This is a genomic window from Allobosea sp. FG18 (assembly GCF_057809495.1).
Map to the genome: position 1 here is coordinate 61,868 of NZ_JBMDKB010000001.1, position 16,323 is coordinate 78,190.

At 63.7% G+C, this 16,323-nt stretch carries 12 protein-coding genes and 1 pseudogene; 11 read left to right on the plus strand and 2 right to left on the minus strand.

Features of this window, described 5'->3' with window-relative positions; translation table 11 throughout:
* Positions 1 to 23 precede the first annotated feature (23 nt).
* From ACODTJ_RS00290 to ACODTJ_RS00305, 4 genes are all read left to right on the plus strand, one after another.
* The gene (locus ACODTJ_RS00290; protein ID WP_454658238.1) at positions 24 to 539 is read left to right on the plus strand and encodes a cytochrome b; all 516 of its coding nucleotides are present in this window, start codon (positions 24 to 26) and stop codon (positions 537 to 539) included.
* 303 nt (positions 540 to 842) lie between these two features.
* On the plus strand, positions 843 to 1,313 hold the full coding sequence (locus ACODTJ_RS00295; protein WP_454658237.1) for a DUF2271 domain-containing protein: 471 nt from the start codon (positions 843 to 845) through the stop codon (positions 1,311 to 1,313).
* 12 nt (positions 1,314 to 1,325) lie between these two features.
* Positions 1,326 to 3,530, plus strand: coding sequence for a PepSY domain-containing protein (locus tag ACODTJ_RS00300; protein ID WP_454658236.1), 2,205 nt, complete (start codon positions 1,326 to 1,328; stop codon positions 3,528 to 3,530).
* Positions 3,511 to 4,533 (plus strand): FAD:protein FMN transferase, encoded by a 1,023-nt coding sequence (locus ACODTJ_RS00305; protein ID WP_454658235.1) that lies wholly within the window; start codon positions 3,511 to 3,513, stop codon positions 4,531 to 4,533. Before ACODTJ_RS00300 ends, ACODTJ_RS00305 begins: the two co-directional genes overlap by 20 nt.
* Positions 4,534 to 4,593: 60 nt before the next feature.
* Here the strand turns inward: ACODTJ_RS00305 and ACODTJ_RS00310 are convergent.
* Both ACODTJ_RS00310 and ACODTJ_RS00315 read right to left on the minus strand, forming a co-directional pair.
* Positions 4,594 to 4,752: pseudogene (locus ACODTJ_RS00310) on the minus strand (IS5/IS1182 family transposase); the annotation flags it as partial.
* A gap of 593 nt (positions 4,753 to 5,345) precedes the next feature.
* Positions 5,346 to 6,056, minus strand: coding sequence for a Crp/Fnr family transcriptional regulator (locus ACODTJ_RS00315; protein WP_454658234.1), 711 nt, complete (start codon positions 6,054 to 6,056; stop codon positions 5,346 to 5,348).
* Positions 6,057 to 6,661: 605 nt separating this feature from the next.
* Here ACODTJ_RS00315 and ACODTJ_RS00320 point away from each other — a divergent pair.
* The 7 genes from ACODTJ_RS00320 to ACODTJ_RS00350 all read left to right on the plus strand — a co-directional run bounded on the left by ACODTJ_RS00320 (position 6,662) and on the right by ACODTJ_RS00350 (position 16,312).
* Positions 6,662 to 10,162: an EAL domain-containing protein gene (locus tag ACODTJ_RS00320; RefSeq protein WP_488847270.1), complete on the plus strand. Its 3,501-nt coding sequence runs from the start codon at positions 6,662 to 6,664 to the stop codon at positions 10,160 to 10,162.
* 148 nt (positions 10,163 to 10,310) lie between these two features.
* The gene (locus ACODTJ_RS00325) at positions 10,311 to 10,622 is read left to right on the plus strand and encodes an STAS domain-containing protein (protein WP_454658232.1); all 312 of its coding nucleotides are present in this window, start codon (positions 10,311 to 10,313) and stop codon (positions 10,620 to 10,622) included.
* 5 nt (positions 10,623 to 10,627) lie between these two features.
* Entirely contained in the window at positions 10,628 to 10,993 is a 366-nt protein-coding gene (locus ACODTJ_RS00330) for a response regulator (protein ID WP_454658231.1), read from the plus strand.
* Entirely contained in the window at positions 10,990 to 13,026 is a 2,037-nt protein-coding gene (locus tag ACODTJ_RS00335) for a chemotaxis protein CheA (RefSeq protein ID WP_454658230.1), read from the plus strand. Before ACODTJ_RS00330 ends, ACODTJ_RS00335 begins: the two co-directional genes overlap by 4 nt.
* Positions 13,023 to 13,508 carry a chemotaxis protein CheW gene (locus tag ACODTJ_RS00340; protein ID WP_454658229.1) on the plus strand — a complete coding sequence of 162 codons (486 nt, stop codon included), beginning with the start codon at positions 13,023 to 13,025 and terminating at the stop codon, positions 13,506 to 13,508. Before ACODTJ_RS00335 ends, ACODTJ_RS00340 begins: the two co-directional genes overlap by 4 nt.
* Before the next feature lie 53 nt (positions 13,509 to 13,561).
* Positions 13,562 to 15,748, plus strand: coding sequence for a HAMP domain-containing methyl-accepting chemotaxis protein (locus ACODTJ_RS00345; protein ID WP_454658228.1), 2,187 nt, complete (start codon positions 13,562 to 13,564; stop codon positions 15,746 to 15,748).
* Positions 15,749 to 15,832: 84 nt separating this feature from the next.
* On the plus strand, positions 15,833 to 16,312 hold the full coding sequence (locus tag ACODTJ_RS00350) for a chemotaxis protein CheW (protein WP_454658227.1): 480 nt from the start codon (positions 15,833 to 15,835) through the stop codon (positions 16,310 to 16,312).
* The last annotated feature ends 11 nt before the right edge of the window (positions 16,313 to 16,323 follow it).

Below are 16,323 nucleotides of genomic sequence, written 5' to 3' on the forward strand. Positions count from 1 at the left end.
TGCCCAATGCTGGAGAAATAGCCATGTCCGTCGCAACCGCGCGCTATTCGAAAACTCTGGTCGTCATTCACTGGGTAACGGCCCTCGCCGTGCTTGGCGCATGGCTGACGGCAGAAGGCGGCCGGGAGGTGGTCCGCAATCCGCCGCTGCTGCATTTCTGGCTGGGCCTTGCGGTCCTGGTTCTGGTCGTTCCCCGGCTGATCCTGCGGCTGGTGGAGCCTGCGCCCGATGGCGGCCCGCAGCATGGCTGGCTCGCCATCGGCGCCAAGATCGGGCACGGGCTGCTCTATCTGCTGCTGACCGCCTTGCCGATCACCGGCTGGTACGCCGCCTCTCGCATGGGCGTATCCGTCTCCTTCCTCGGCCTGCACCTGCCCTCGATCGCGGCGCCTGTGCAGGGACGTCCCGGCGTGATCGCCGAACTTCACGAGAATGGCGGCACCTTCATCCTCATCCTTGCCGGGCTGCACGCCCTGATGGCGATCTGGCACCAGTTCGTCATGCGCGACGGGACGCTGCGGCGGATGAGCCTGCGCTGAGAAGGCAGGCGGATCGTTCCTTCCGCCTCTCCGGCCCTTCCCGCATCGGTCCAGGCGGGGAGGGCAGGAGAGGCGTGGCATTTTCCATCCCTTCCAATGCGGGAGGGCCGCCGGGCGCAATGCGATCCCGACGTTTCCTGACAGCTGGCTGAAGCTGAAACCGCCACCGCGTCAGGAGGCTGTCAGCAGGTCGTCCCAGGTTGATCGTGCCGGATGGCAGGGCAGTGCCTTTGCCGGTGCGGTTCGATGCTGACCGGCCGGAACATGCCGTTCCCGCTGTCGGGCAAAGGAGGTTCAGCTACCATGAAGAAGATCATGCCGACCATCGCGTTGGCCGCGGCACTCACATTGCCCTGTCTTGCCCAGGCCAGACCGCTCAAGCTCACCACGACGCTGACCAACTATGGCGGCGATGGCGCCTATCTCGCGATCTATCTCACGAATGCCCAGGGGGGCTATGCCGGCAGCCTGTGGATGGCCGGCCGCAAGTCGAAATACTACGCGCATCTGTCGGGCTGGCATCGCGCGACCGGGGGCAACTCCACCGAGATCAACGGCATCACGGGCGCCAGTGTCGGCGCGGGGCGCACACTCGAGATTTCGCTCGATCTCGCGGATGCGCTCTTCGATGCAGGCTATACCCTGCATGTCGATGCTGCCGTGGAGGACATGCGCGACAGTCCGAACGAGGTCGCCGTGCCGCTGACGACCGCCGGCGCGAAAACGCCGGTCGGTGGCCGGCGCTATGTCTCGAGCCTGGCTTATTCGTTCTGAGCGGTGGCCGGCATGATCCGCGTTGTTCATCGCTGGCCGGGTCTTGTGGCCGGCCTTCTGGTGCTGGTGCTCAGTCTGAGCGGTGCGCTCCTCTCGATATTCCCGGTCGTCGAACGCCTCTCCTCGGTCCAGCCGGCCGCGCTTTCGACCGCGGAGCTGGTCGAGCGCATCCAGGCGGTTCATCCCGGGGTCGAGCAGATTAGGCGGAAACCTTCGGGCCGGATTACCGCCTACTGGTCCGAGAACGGCGTGCCGCGGGCGGCGGTCATGGACCCGGCGACAGGGCGGGACATCGCCTCTGCCGATCCGAATCCGTTCGAGCGCTGGTTGACCAGGCTGCATCGCTCGCTCCTTTTCGGTGACGGGGGCCGCATGGCGATGGCGGCCGGTGCCGCCGCCATGCTGGTGCTGGCCGTTTCCGGCGCCATGCTCGTCGCGCGGCGGGCAGGGGGCTGGCGGCGCTGGTTCTCGCCGTTGCGCGGGCCGTTCGCGGCGCGCCTGCATGTCGAACTCGCGCGCATCGCTGTCGCCGGCCTGCTCCTGTCTTCGGCCACGGCCTTGTGGATGACGGCCTCGACCTTCGACCTCCTGCCCGACGGGCCGTCATCGCCCGTGACGGAGGTCGAGGGAAGCGGCCGGACAGGGATGCCCGTCGCAGGCATGGATGTTCTGAAGCGCACATCGGCTTCCGAGCTGCGCAGCCTGTCCTTTCCCGATCCGGCCGATGCGACCGATGTCTTCACGCTCAAGACGGATCGCGGCACCGGCCATCTCGACCAGGGAACTGGTGCGCTGCTGGCCTGGAGCGATCCAAGCGCATGGCAGCGCGTCTCGGAAGCCATCTACATGCTGCACACCGGACGGGGCGCCGCTGCCCTGGGGTTGGTCCTCGGCTTCATGGCGCTCAGCGTACCCGTGATGGTCGGAACGGGCTTCGTGCTGTGGTTCGCAGGCTGGCGTGCTCGTCCGCGCATCCACGGCAATGCTGCCGCCGGGCGCGCCGAGACGATCCTGCTCGTCGGGTCTGAGGGCGGCAGCACATGGGGATTCGCCACGACGCTGCATGCGGCGCTCTCGGCGGCCGGGCAGACCGTTCATGCCGCGCCGATGTCGTCCTTCGAGCCGGCCCGTTACCGGCAGGCGCGGCGCATCCTGATCCTGACCGCGACCTATGGCGACGGCGCTGCGCCTGCCTCGGCGCGCGGATTTCTCGACCGGCTGAAATCCCTGCCTGCGGCCCCGTCGGTCGCGCTGGCGGTTGTCGGCTTCGGCGATCGCAGCTTTCCCGGATATTGCGCTTTTGCGCAGGCCGTCGCCGATATGGCGGAGGCGGGGGGCTGGCGCATGCTGGTTCCGTTCATGACGGTGAACCGCCAGTCGCCGCAGGATTTCGCCGGCTGGGGCCGGTCGCTGGGTGCGGCGATGGGCATTGCGCTGGAACTCGTCCACCACCCGGTCCGGCCGGCGGCCTTCCCGTTGACGCTCGTTTCGCGCCGCGATTATGGCGCCGACGTGCAGGCGCCGACCGCCATCCTGCGCTTTGCGCTGCCGAAGCCGCCGGTCTGGCTGCGGCTCATCGGTCGCGGTTTCGGGCGCTTCGTGGCCGGAGATCTCCTCGGCGTCCTGCCGGAACGCTCTGCCATTCCCCGGTTCTACTCGCTGGCGTCCGGGTACCGTGACGGCTTCATCGAGATCGTCGTCAGAAAGCATCCCGCCGGCCTGTGCTCAGGCCAGCTTTTCGAGCTGCAACCTGGCGATAAGGTCAACGCCTTCATGCGGCAGAACCCCGGCTTCCATGCCAGCCGCGACACCGCGCCCCTCATTCTCATCGGAGCGGGGACGGGCATCGGGCCGCTGGCAGGCTTCATCAGGGCAAATGTCCGCCGCCGCCCCATCTGTCTGTTCTTCGGAATGCGGCATCCCGACAGCGATTTTCTCTATGGCGAGGAGCTGAAGGGTTGGCAGCAGAGCGGGCAGCTCCTGCGGCTCGCGACGGCCTGCTCGCGCTCGCGGCAGCCCAGCTATGTGCAGGATGTGCTGCGCGAAGAGGGAGGCGAGATCGCACGCATGGTTCGCAAGGGCGCTCGGGTCATGGTGTGCGGCGGGCGCGACATGGCAGCCGGCGTCTCCGCGGCTCTCACCGACATTCTCGCCCCCGTCGGGCTGACGCCGGCTCTGCTCCGGGCGGAGGGACGCTATGTCGAAGATGTCTTCTGATCCGGGCCGCCAGGCGCTGAGCGGGCCCACGATGGGCACGCGCTGGTCCGCGCTGTTCTACACGACTGGAGCCTTCGACCCGACACCGGTTCGCAGCGCGCTTCAGGCTGCGGTGGACGAGGTGGACGAGCAGATGTCCAACTGGAAGCCGCACAGCGACCTGATGCGCCTCAACGCTGGCCCGGTGGGGCAATGGATAGGCGTGCCGGAACAGCTGATGAAGGTTCTGGGGCTCGCGCTGGAAATCGGCCGCTCCTCGGCTGGCGCCTTCGACATCGGCATGGGCGACGCCGTGGGCGCCTGGGGTTTCGGCCCGTCCGGCGCAGATCGGGCCCTGATCCGCAAGGCGCTCGAAGCCCCACGACAGGCCGCATACGAGGTGCTGGAGCTGAATGTCGAGGGCGGCGAGGCGCGCAAGAGCGCTCCCATCGTCCTCGACCTCAATGGCATCGCCAAGGGCTATGGCGTCGACCGGCTGGCCGAGACGCTGCGCGGATTCGGCATCACCAGCGGGCTGGTCGGCATCGACGGCGAGATGCGGGCCCTTGGCCTGCGCCCCGACGATGAGCCGTGGACGATCGCCGTCGAGAAACCCGACCCAACCTCCCGTGCGCCGCATTCGATGCTTGTTCTGCAGGACGCCGCGGTAGCCACTTCGGGCGACTATCGACACTGGATGGACGTCGGAGGTCGCCGTCTGTCGCATACGATGGACCCGCGCCGCGGCGCGCCCCTGACGAGGTCGCCGGCCTCGGTCACTGTGGTGGCGCGGACCTGCGCCGAAGCCGACGCCTGGGCGACTGCGCTGATGGTCTTCGGTGCCGGGGAGGGGGCGGAGCTCGCGCGGCGGCTCGGGCTCGACGCGTTGTTCCTGATACGCGAGGGCCAAACCATCCGGCCCCGGGCGGTCGGTGCCCTGTTCGCAACTGGACGGTTCGAAGAACCCCGCCCTTTTGGTGTGCAGGCATTTTTGGCACTGCCTGAGGCCGTAGAGGCGACGTGATCCTGGGTGCGCCCGTCAGCCCGGATGCAGGCGCTGGCCCCGTGATCCCGCTGCGGCGGACTACGCTGCGGCGCCCCGCGTGAGCCAGGCCAGCCGGCGGATGTTGTAGGCGAGAATGGCCATGCCGATTTTCGTCTTCGCCCTGGCGATGCCGACGGTGCGCACGAAGAGGCCCATCCTCGCCTTTTGCTCAGCGAAGACATGCTCGACGCGGGAGCGGATTTTCGCTTTCGCGTTGTTGGCCTTCCGCGTCGCTGCCGGTATCGGCCCGCCCATCGCCCTGTCTCGCTCCGGCTCGGTGCCAGAGAATCACAAAACGCCGAAGGCCGCGAGGTTCTTCGAACTGTCCAGCTGGCCCGCTCAACCGAGCCGCGCGCTGATCTTCACGAAGCGGCGCTGCTGCTTCTCCAGGCCGTTGCCGCAGGCGTCTGAGTTCGGCGCACGCTGCTTGGCCGCGTTGTGCGGGCTGGACACCGCAGCGGGAGTGTTCGAGGCCTGCTAGCACGTGCGCTTAGACCTCATAGCTATACGCTATATGAAATCGTATAATGATTGGCGGTGAGAGGGTGCCGACGATGCTGCCGTGAAGATCGCCGACCGGCTGGCGGTCGCCAGCCGCGCTAGCCAGCCGACGAGCGTTGCGCTGGCGGCGGGCCGTCAAATCCACCGACGAAAGTCATCAAGAACGACCCGGACAAATCCCCGCAGCTGCCGGCTTCAAGTCGAAATCTTTCCCTCATGCCCACCATAAACTGTCTCAAAGACGCCGGCAGCGGACGCTTTTCTGTTTTGCCCATGCCCCGCGAGAACGATCAAAAATTCCGCTGAAAGGCTCTCCGTATGCGGCCATAACATTCGCATGCATGGTTCTCGATAATTCCAGGATCCAGCACGGTCAGGTTTCCACGCGCGTACGCGATGGCCCCTTCTTCCATCAACCGCGAGCAGGCCCCGTTGACCGTCGCCCGGCGAAGTCCGAGCGCCTCGGAAATCGCGCTCTGGGTAAGCTGGAAGGAATCGCCGACAACCCGATCACGCGCATCCAAAAGCCAACGTGAAATCCGCTCTTCCGCATTGTGGAGGCTATTGCAGGCAACCGATTCCAGCAACTGGATGATGAGGCATTTCGCATATCGCAGCATGGCGTTGCGGACGCAGGGAAAGCCGGCAATCGCCTCATCGAGGTCCCCTATGGAAAGCCAGGAGGCATAGCCGGGCACCACGACCGTGGACCTGCTGAGCGCTCCGCCGCCGCCCATCACTAGGGCCATTCCGATGAATCCTTCATAGCCGATCGATGCCTTCTCGACGCTGCGCTTGTCGCGCATCTCGGCCTGCAGAGAAATCACGCCCTCATGTGGAAATACCGCGTGAGTAAAGGATGCCTCGTTATCGTATATGACCTGGCCCGGCGATAGTCGTTTCGTGATCAGGCGAGGCTGTAGATACGCGCATGCTTCAGGGCGCAGGGAGAGCAGTATTCGATTTCGGATCTCGAAATCGCCTTTTAATTTGTCCGCCAAGCAGTTCTCCCGGAAAGGTTGATTTCGGTGCCCTTTGGGCAGCTTATCCCTTTTTTAACTCCGACTATGTACGGTATCGGACAGTGCATGTTCGGTTGCGATCACTCCTCCTCGCGGACCTTGCACGTGACGATGAATGCGACGCCGGAGCCTTTATCTCATGAGTCCGCTTAGGCCGGAAGAGTCCGAAAAGACCCGCAGCCGTGAAGCTGTACGGGGCCCTCCCCTCATCGTTGCGCGTCCCTTTGCACGAGCGCAAGCCGCACCCGACTGCTCCTCCATACTCTCCTGTTCCGGCCCAAAGCCACGCTCGAGGGATATCGCCAAACGGCGCGGCAGCACTGAAATCGCCAGAAAGCGCCACGAATTTCCGGGACGTTGTGCATTTTCAAATCATAAGCCGTCAATCAGGATGATAAATCGAATTCTATTTCAGAAAAAAATATGCACCCACGAATTGAATTCTAAATTCATACAAAATAACAGCGATATATTAAATTCAATTATAGAATTATATAACCGCAAGCGTCATTGACTCAAGAATGCGCCGAAATCGGCACAGACAATACATTTATTCCTCTCCCTAATCGCCAGATAGACTTTCCATGCCGCGTTCAGAGCTCTCAAGGCGCCTAGCGGTTCCCACCGCAGTTGCGCTGCTGATGCTGGGTGTCCCGCTCCTGTGGATCGCGACCGGCCATTACCGCAAATTTACGCAAGGCCAAGCCGTTCAAGAGCATGTCGCGCTCGCCAAGGCGGCCTCAAGCTTCGTTCATGAACTGCAAAAGGAACGCGGCCTTTCTGCCGGCGTTGCGGCATCCCACCGCGACCCGAGCCAGGAGGCGCACCTCAAGGCCCAGTTTCCTATCACGGACGCGGCATTCACCGCCTACCAGAAGGCTGCTCGACTCGCATTTGGCCCGGATCAGGAGAATGCTCTGGCCGGCCAGCTTGGCGCGATCGATGCGGCGTTCCACCGGCTGTCCCCGTTCCGAGATGTGGTCCAGCATCAAGCCGCAAAGCCTCTTGAGATCGTCGGAGCGTATGGCCAAGCCATCACCCCTCTGTTCGAAGCAATGGCCAAGCTGAGTTCTTTCATTGATGACGCCGAGCTTGTGCAGCATCTGCTGGCCTACCGGGCCTTGATGATCGTGAAGGATACGGCCGGCATCGAGCGTGCGACCGGCGGCGCAATGATCGCGGCGGGGCAGTTTGAGCCGGATCTTCACCAGATCCATGTCCATGCGGTCGCGCGCGCAGCCGCCCAGATGTCGGAATTTGAGGCGGCGACGGGCCCCCATCGGGCCCGATATGCTGCCTATGCGGCCCGCGAAGCGGATAGCCGCGCCATCGAAGAGATGCGGCGCGCTTTCCGGGATCTGCCGCTGACGCGTTCGCTGGAAAGTCTTGATGCCGGCGAATGGTGGGCGAAGACGACGGCGCGGATAGATCGGCTGAAGGTGCTGGAGGACCAATTCGCGGACGATGTCAGCCGGCGTGCGGCAGACCGCCTAAGGACCGCGTGGAATGGCTTCGTGGCAACGATCGCCATCGAGTTCAGCGGCTTTGCCATCCTGTCGTTCCTGGCATTCCGCTATGTGCGCCGCACCACCGCGATCATTGCCGCCGGCGAGGGGCGGCTGCAGCGCCAGGCGCGGCAATACGAGAGCATCGTCAATCAACTTCAGCAGATCGTCATGCAGGTCGACGGGGATGGCCGCATCGTCTTCGTCAACGACGCATGGGAACGCATCCTCGGCCACTCCGTAGAGGCGACGATTGGCCAACCAGCCGCGTCGTTCCTGGAGAGCGGAATCGAATTCAGCGGAGAGGAGCCAGCTCCCAATTCGTCCGCCTCCCCCAGAGAGGCGCCTTATCATGAGATGCGGTTTCTGACGGCGGACGGACATCCGCGCTGGCTGGAGATCAACATTGGTCACGACGACGGCGCAAACCAGGGCGATCATGTCCTCGTCACATTGTCGGACGTCACGGAAAAGCATCAGTCCCGGATCAGGGAGTCGGCCGCCAATCACGAATTGTCGCTACGCCAATATGCCCTCGATCAGGCGGTCATTCTCGCCGTCACCAATATCGATGGAACAATAACTTACGTAAACGACAAATTCTGCAGCATCAGCGGCTACCAGAGATCCGAGCTTCTTGGATTTGATCATAGGGTCGTCAATTCCGGTGCACACTCACCGGTGTTTTTCCACGACATGTATCGGACCATCGCTCGCGGGGCCGTCTGGCGTGGCGAGATCTGCAACCGAGCCAAGGACGGGACCCTGTATTGGGTCGACACGACGATCATCCCCAGGCTCGATGATCGCGGAAAGCCTGCAGCCTATATGGCGATCCGGGTGGACATCACCGCCCGAAAGGCGGCGGAAGCGGCGAGGCAGACGAGTGAACGGCACGCCATGCGGAAATCCGCTCAGCTGGAGGCCATTCTCGCCAACATGAATCAGGGGCTGTGCATGTTCGACTCCGATAGAAGGGTTGTCCTGTGCAACGAAAAATACGCTCGAATGTACGGCCTGCCGCCGGACATCATAAAGGAAGGCATGCCTGTCCAGGAGATCGTCAAACTCCGTGTGGACAGAGGCCTATACGCAGGAAGCGATCCCGCAATTTACCTTGAAGATCGTGCGGAACCGATCTTCAAGGCGTCCTACGAAGTCGAGGAACTGAACGATGGGCGAGCGATCGCAATCAGCCGCCACCCCATCCCGGGCGGCGGCTGGGTGACGACGCACACCGATATCACGGAGCGCCATCGTATCGAAAAGCAGGTAGCCTACGCCGCCAGCCACGACACCCTGACCAACCTCGCCAATCGCACCCTGTTCACGCAGGATATGAAGGAGGCACTCGCGCGCCTGAGGCAGAGAGGCAAGGGATTTGCCGTCTACATGCTGGACCTCGACAAGTTCAAGGACATCAACGATTCGCTCGGCCATCCGGCGGGCGACAATCTCCTCAAGCAGGTAGCGCAACGGCTTCGGTCCTGCACGCGTCGCTCCGACACGGTCGCGCGGCTGGGTGGCGACGAGTTCGCCATCATCCAGCGGACGGAGCAGGATCAGCAGAAATGTGTAGCTCGCCTGGCGAACAGGATCATCGACGCGATCGGCGCGCCCTATGACATCGACGGAAACAAGGTGACCATCAGGGCGAGCATCGGGATCGCCTTGGCGCCGACCGACGGGGGCACGGTCGAGGAGCTCGTGAAGAATGCGGACCTGGCGCTCTACAGGGTCAAGGCGGACGGCCGCAACGCATTTCGGCTGTTCGAGACGAGGATGGAAATCGAGGCGCGTTCCCGCCGTGTCCTCGAATCCGAGTTGCGATCTGCGATCTCCCAAGAGCAGTTCGAGCTCCACTATCAGCCCTTCGTTCATGCCGGGACGCGGCAGATCGCTGGGTTTGAAGCCTTGATCCGTTGGCGCCACCCGCAGCGCGGGCTGATTTCGCCCGCCGAGTTCATTCCGATCGCAGAGGATACCGGCGTAATCACGGAGCTTGGCGCATGGGTTTTGCGCCAGGCCTGCACGGATGCGACCCATTGGCCGCGGGAGATCAAGGTCGCGGTCAACCTCTCTCCGGCGCAGTTCAAGAGCGGCAATCTGGTGGAAACGGTCGCGGATGCTCTCCTGCTGTCCAAGCTTCCGCCGGGGAGGCTGGAGCTCGAGATCACAGAATCCGTTCTTCTCCAAGAAACCACCGAAAATCTCGAAATCCTGAAGCGTCTACGGAGCCTTGGGTCGCGTATCGTTCTCGATGATTTCGGGATCGGATTTTCGTCTCTGAGTTATTTGCAGAAATTCTCGTTCGACAAGATCAAGATAGACAAATCATTCGTCGAGGATATTTCAAGCAAACACTGCAGCATGGCGATAATCAAGACGATAACGAGGCTATCGAGAGAGCTAAATATCACGACCACTGCAGAAGGCGTTGAAAGAGAAGAGCAAGCCACGCTTCTGATGTCTGCAGGCTGCAATTACATGCAAGGCTTCCACTTTGCGCGTCCTCGACCCCAATCCGCCTTAAATTTCTCAGGTGGAATAAAGTTCAGCGATAAATTTGAGGCGGCTTAGATGGCATTAACTAATTGATTTTATAATATTATACTCAAAGTTATTTTTTAAAATATTATAGAATATTTGCATCTCATCAATGAATTACTATGGTTTTTTAATATATATTTATATATTATATGGAATTTTTGTCGGAGTGATTTGATTGATGGGTGTGGGTATGGAGAAGCCAATAGTGTTTATTCTGCCGTGTGACATGACGATAAAATCGATTGCCGATATATATAGCGGTGTTGCCGTTAGTTTTCGAGATTCGGACAAAATTACTATAGATTGCAGCAAAGTAAGTCATTGCGACATAAGCTCCGTACAATTGCTCGTCGCCGCCCGGAATAGCGCAAGAGCGAAGGGTCTGGATTTCCGCCTCACCGGCGTAGCCGGCGCCTTGAGCGCCGCACTGGTGCGCGCCGGCATCTCGCCCGCGCAGCTTCCCGACAGCATTCTCAACAACGGGGCTTGAACGGCATGGCGTCAATTCTGAGCGTCGATGATTCCCCCAGCATGCGGCAGATGATCAAGCTGGTGCTCGCGCCGTCCGGCCACAACGTCGTCGAGGCGGGCGATGGCTCGGAAGGCCTCGCCAAGGCCAAGGCGGAGCGCTTCGACCTCGTCATCACCGATCTGAACATGCCGGTGATGAACGGGCTGGAGATGATCCGGGGTCTGCGCGCGCTGCCGAGTTTCACCGGCGTTCCCATCGTCTTTCTCACCACCGAATCCGACGACGGCGTCAAGCAGCAGGCCAAGGCCGCCGGTGCGACGGGCTGGATCACCAAACCCTTCAAGCCGGAGCAGTTGCTGGCGGTGGTCTCGAAGCTGGTGCGGACATGATCGAGCTCGATCCGACCGAAACCTTCCGGCAGGAGGCGAGCGACCTGCTCGACAGCCTCGAGGCAGCGCTGCTCGATCTCGGCCAGACCCCGCAGGATGGCGATCTGATCGACGCCGCGTTCCGGGCGCTGCACACCATCAAGGGCTCGGGCGCGATGTTCGGCTTCGACCGTGTCGCCACCTTCACCCATGATTTCGAAACCGCCTTCGACCTGATCCGCAAGGGCAAGATTGCCGCCGAACCCGACATCATCAGCGTCTCGCTGAGCGCGAAGGATTATATCCGCTCGCTGATCGAGGACCCCGACGCGACCGACGCCATCATCGGCGAGGCGATCGTCGAGGAGCTGCAGAGCCTGATCGCCGGCGGGGCCGGCGCAAACCAGGCGCTCGGTGCCCCCTCTGCGACGCACGAGACGGCCCCCGCCCCCACAAGTGCCGAAGGCTGGCTGGTCGAGATCGCCTTCCAGCCGGATGTCCTGCGCAACGGCAGTAATCCCCTGGTCCTGCTTGACGATCTGCGTGCGCTCGGCCCCTGCCAGGTCACCGCCCATCTTGGCGCCGTGCCGGAGCTGGAGGCGCTCGATCCGGAGGCCTGCCTGATCTCCTGGAGCGCTGAGCTCCGTGCGGGCTGTTCGCGAGAGGACATCGAGGATGTCTTCATGTTCGTCCGCGACGAGATGAAGCTCGCCATCATGCCGCTCGCACCAGTAGCCTGTGGGGCTGTTCCGCCCCAGTCCGTGCAGGCCGAGGCGGCGGCGGAGGCCGTCGTCCCGGCGAGGGGCGCGCCCCAGGCTCTGACGGAACGTGGCAGCGTCGAGAAGGCTGAGTATGTCCGCCGCGCCGAGGACAAGACCTCGACGGTCCGCGTCCAGGCCGAGCGTCTCGACGAATTGATGGACCGCGTCGGCGAGCTCGTCATCGCCCAGGCCAGGCTGAGCCAGCTCGCAAATGCGGGCTCTGACCTCGCGATCAAGTCGATCGCCGAGGACATCGAACGGCTGGCATCGGGCCTGCGCGATTCCACCATGGGTGTGCGCATGGTGCCGATGGGCTCCCTCTTCGGCCGCTTCCGCCGCCTCGTTCACGACCTCTCCCGCGATCTCGGCAAGCCAGTCGACTTCGTCACGGCCGGCGAAGACACCGAGCTCGACAAGACCATGATCGAGCGTCTCGCCGATCCGCTCGTGCACCTGATCCGCAACGCCATCGACCACGGCATCGAGGCGCCCGCGACCCGTGCCGGAACCGTCAAGCCGGCGACGGGGCGCATCGAGCTCGCCGCCCGCTATGTCGGCGCGCAGGTACTGGTGACCGTCCGCGACGACGGCGCTGGACTGGATACGGCCCGCATTCGCGCCAAGGCCGAGGAGCAGGGCCTGGTCGCGCCGGGCGCTGCCCTGAGCGACCACGAGATTCACCAGTTCCTGTTCCATCCGGGCTTCTCGACTGCCAGGACGATTTCCGCCTTGTCGGGCCGGGGCGTCGGCATGGATGTGGTCAAGCGCACCATCGAGGCCATGCGGGGCACGATCGATCTCGTCACGGTGCCGGGCTGTGGCAGCACGGTGACGCTGCGGCTGCCGTTGACGCTCGCCATCATCGAGGGGCTGCTGATCCGCGTCGGGGAGGGCCGCTACATCATCCCGCTCTCGGCGGTCGAGGAATGCGTCGAGCTGACCGCGACCGAGGATGCGCGAGCCCGCGGCCGCAGCTTCCTGAACGTCCGCGGCGATCTGGTGCCCTTCCTGAGGCTGCGCGATCTCTTCGACGCGGAGGGCGAGCCCGACCCGCATCAGAAGATCATCATCACCACGACAGGCGACACCCGTGTCGGTCTGGTGGTCGATCAGATCATCGGCAGCCACCAGACCGTGATCAAATCGCTCTCCAAGCTCCACGCCGACGTCGTGATGTTCTCGGGCGCTACCATCCTCGGCGATGGCACGGCGGCCCTGATCCTCGATGTCACCCAGCTCGTCTCGCTCGGCCAGAACCGCTCCGAGACCGACAAGACGCCGGAGGCGGCATGACGCAGCTCCAGATATCGGACAACGCCGCTCAGGACCCCGCGGCCTCGAGCGGGGCCCGCCTGCAGGCCCTGCTGGTCGGTCTCGGCAACGAGATCTTCGCGATCGAGGCCGACATCGTGCGCGAGATCATCGACCCGGTCCCCGCCACCCGGGTCGCCGGCGCGCGCACCTTCCTGCCGGCGCTGATCAATGTGCGCGGCAACGTCATTCCGTTGGCGGATCTGCGCCTGCGCTTCGGCATGCCCCGGCGCACGGACACCACCGACAGCCGGATCGTCGTCGTCGAGATCGAGATCGACGGCGACTCGGTCGCGCTCGGGATCATGGCCGACAAGGTCTACGAGGTCACGGAGATCTCGACTGCCGAGGTGCAGCAGGTGCCGCGCCTGGGGCTGCATTGGCGGCCCGAATTCATCCGCTCCATCATCAAGTGGAACGACGAGTTCGTCATCGTTCCCGATCTCGAAAAAATCCTGAGTTGAGGCGCTGTCGAGACAGCGCAGGAACCCTTCACGTTGCTTACCGGGGAACGAACATGAGAATGACCATCAAGACCAAGCTGGCAGGCGCCTTCGGCGTGGTTGTCGCGCTATCCCTCACGGCCGGCGGCCTCGCCTATCAGAAGCTGACCGAAATGACCAAGGTGCAGGATACTCTCGTCATCTTCAACGAGCGGGTCGGTAAACTTGGAGCGATCGCTATCGCCTTCCAGGATTCCATTCGAGCCGAGAAAAACGCCATCATCTCCGCCTCGGAAAAGGAGGCAAGGGAGTATGCCGCCAGAGCCGCGGAGCGCCGCGCGGTCGCTCTCAAAATCAAGAATGAACTGGTTGCCATTGCGGTGGACGGCGGCAAGCGCAGGTGGGATGCGATGGCACCCACGATCGATCGCTTCGGCGCGGTGCAGGACCAGGTTCTCCAGTATGCCCAGTTGAACTCGAGCCATCGGGCCATCGACATCTGGAATGGCGAGGGCCAGGCTGCCCTCAAGGAGTTCAACCAGACAATCGACCAGGTATTGGCTGCGTTGGGCGCCGCCCAGACGGCAGAGGCAGCCCGGGCATCCCAGGCGATTCAGAACGGAAGGGCCGCGCTCGCCGGCTCGCTCGGCCAGCTCACCCAGAGCTTCTCTGCGCAGTCGGTCGACCAGATCGAAGAGCGCCGGAAAGCCATCGTCGCGGGCTTGGAGATCGTGCGCACGGAGATGGCGAAAGCGGCGTCGACAGCCCCGTCATCCAACGTAGCCACTCCCACGGAAGCGCTGCTTGGCCTGATAAACCGCGTCTCGGGCGTCGTCGGAGAGGCCGGCACCATCAAGGCCATCACCTTGAGCATGGGCGAAGGGCGAACGGTCAGCAACGCTCTCGTGGCAGCGCTGGACGAGTACAAGATCTTCATCGATCAGACCGCGGCGCAGGCCGCCAAGGAAGCCGGTGAGCAGGCTGCCTTTGCCAAGACGCTGCTGATCGCGATCATCCTTGCTTCGCTGCTTGTCGCCATTGGCGCCGCGAGCTGGATCGCGCTGAGCATCAGCCGCGGCCTGTCGCGCGCAGCCGGCCTCGCCAACGCCGTCGCCATCGGCGATCTCAGCCAGACCATCGCCGTCAGGAGCCAGGACGAGATCGGCGATCTCGTGACCTCGCTGAACACGATGACCACCAATCTCAGCGCCACGGCCCGGGTGGCGGACGCCATCTCCAACGGCGACCTCACCGTCGAGGCCAAGCGCCTGTCGGACAAGGACACGCTCGGCATCGCGCTCGAGAACATGGTCGACAAGCTGCGCGATGTAGTCGGGCAGGTGACGAGCGCCGCCGAGAACATGTCCTCGGGCAGCCAAGAGCTGTCGGCCAGTGCTGAGCAGCTCTCTCAGGGCTCGACCGAGCAGGCTGCGTCGACGGAGGAAGCCTCCTCGTCCATGGAAGAGATGGCGGCGAACGTGAAGCAGAACGCGGAGAACGCCAGCCAGACTGAGAAGATGGCCTCCCAGTCCGCCAAGGACGCCGAGACGAGCGGCATCGCCGTCGGCAAGGCGGTCGATGCGATGCAGACCATCGCCGCCAAGATCAACATCGTGCAGGAGATTGCTCGCCAGACCGATCTGTTGGCGCTGAACGCGGCGGTCGAGGCCGCCCGCGCCGGAGAGCACGGCAAGGGCTTCGCGGTGGTGGCCTCGGAAGTGCGCAAGCTCGCCGAGCGCAGCCAGGCGGCAGCGGCCGAGATCGGCACCTTGTCGGCAGACACGGTCAAGGTCGCGCAGGAAGCCGGCTCGATGCTGGCCAGGCTGGTGCCCGACATCAAGAAGACCGCCGAGCTCGTCGAGGAGATCACCTCCGCCAGCCGCGAGCAGGATGTCGGCGCGGCCCAGATCAACCAGGCGATCCAGCAGCTCGACAAGGTCACGCAGCAGAACGCGGCAGCCTCCGAGCAGGTCTCCGCGACCTCCGAGGAGCTCTCGGCCCAGGCAGAGACGCTGCAGGCCACGATCGCCTTCTTCCGCCTCGACGAAGGCGGCCTGCGCCGCAGCGGCCAGCCGGCGACCAGCACCGACAAAGCGGTCGCCCAGCTGCGCGGCAAGGCTGCGGCCATGGCCTCGGCGCTCCAGCCGAAAAAGGCGCCTGCCCCTGCGGCGCGCCCGGCGAAGAAGGTCGCCAATGGCGGCTTCTCCTTCGACATGGAGGACGGCGGAGACCAGCACGACGCCGCCTTCCATCGCAGTTGAGCCAATGCCGGCCTCGCCTTCGGGCGGGGCCGGCCCTGTCGCCCGCACTTAGCCACGCCCTACCGCCGCATCGGGAATCCCCCCATGGCCGAGACCGCCCAATACCTGACCCTAGGCATCGACCAGGAGCTCTTCGGCATCGATATCCGCAATGTCCGCGAGATCCTCGACATGCGCCCGATCTCGAAGCTGCCGCATGCGCCGGCCTTCCTGCTCGGCATGATCGACGTCCGCGGCGCCGGCTATCCGATCGTCGATCTGCGGACCAAGCTCGGACTGCCGCGCGCCGAGCCCACCGAGGCGACCCGCATCATCATCCTGGACGTGCCGGTCAAGGGCCGCACCCGGGGCGTCGGTTTCGTCGCCGATCGCGTCTTCGAGGTCACCGGCCTCGATGCCGACCAGACCGAGGCCGCTCCCGATGTCGGCGGTCGCTGGCAATCGAACTACATCGCCGGGATCGGCCGCAAGGGCGAAGCCTTCATCGTCGTCTTCGATCTCGAGCGTCTCATGAAGGCCGACGACCTGGCCGCGGCCGACCTCGCCATCGACAGGGTCGCGTGAGAGCGGTGACG

Coding starts and splice junctions, on each gene's coding strand:
- ACODTJ_RS00290 (WP_454658238.1), top strand. CDS start 24: ATGTCCGTCGCAACCGCGCGCTATTCGAAAACTCTGGTCGTCATTCAC.
- ACODTJ_RS00295 (WP_454658237.1), top strand. CDS start 843: ATGAAGAAGATCATGCCGACCATCGCGTTGGCCGCGGCACTCACATTG.
- ACODTJ_RS00300 (WP_454658236.1), top strand. CDS start 1,326: ATGATCCGCGTTGTTCATCGCTGGCCGGGTCTTGTGGCCGGCCTTCTG.
- ACODTJ_RS00305 (WP_454658235.1), top strand. CDS start 3,511: ATGTCGAAGATGTCTTCTGATCCGGGCCGCCAGGCGCTGAGCGGGCCC.
- ACODTJ_RS00320 (WP_488847270.1), top strand. CDS start 6,662: ATGCCGCGTTCAGAGCTCTCAAGGCGCCTAGCGGTTCCCACCGCAGTT.
- ACODTJ_RS00325 (WP_454658232.1), top strand. CDS start 10,311: ATGGGTGTGGGTATGGAGAAGCCAATAGTGTTTATTCTGCCGTGTGAC.
- ACODTJ_RS00330 (WP_454658231.1), top strand. CDS start 10,628: ATGGCGTCAATTCTGAGCGTCGATGATTCCCCCAGCATGCGGCAGATG.
- ACODTJ_RS00335 (WP_454658230.1), top strand. CDS start 10,990: ATGATCGAGCTCGATCCGACCGAAACCTTCCGGCAGGAGGCGAGCGAC.
- ACODTJ_RS00340 (WP_454658229.1), top strand. CDS start 13,023: ATGACGCAGCTCCAGATATCGGACAACGCCGCTCAGGACCCCGCGGCC.
- ACODTJ_RS00345 (WP_454658228.1), top strand. CDS start 13,562: ATGAGAATGACCATCAAGACCAAGCTGGCAGGCGCCTTCGGCGTGGTT.
- ACODTJ_RS00350 (WP_454658227.1), top strand. CDS start 15,833: ATGGCCGAGACCGCCCAATACCTGACCCTAGGCATCGACCAGGAGCTC.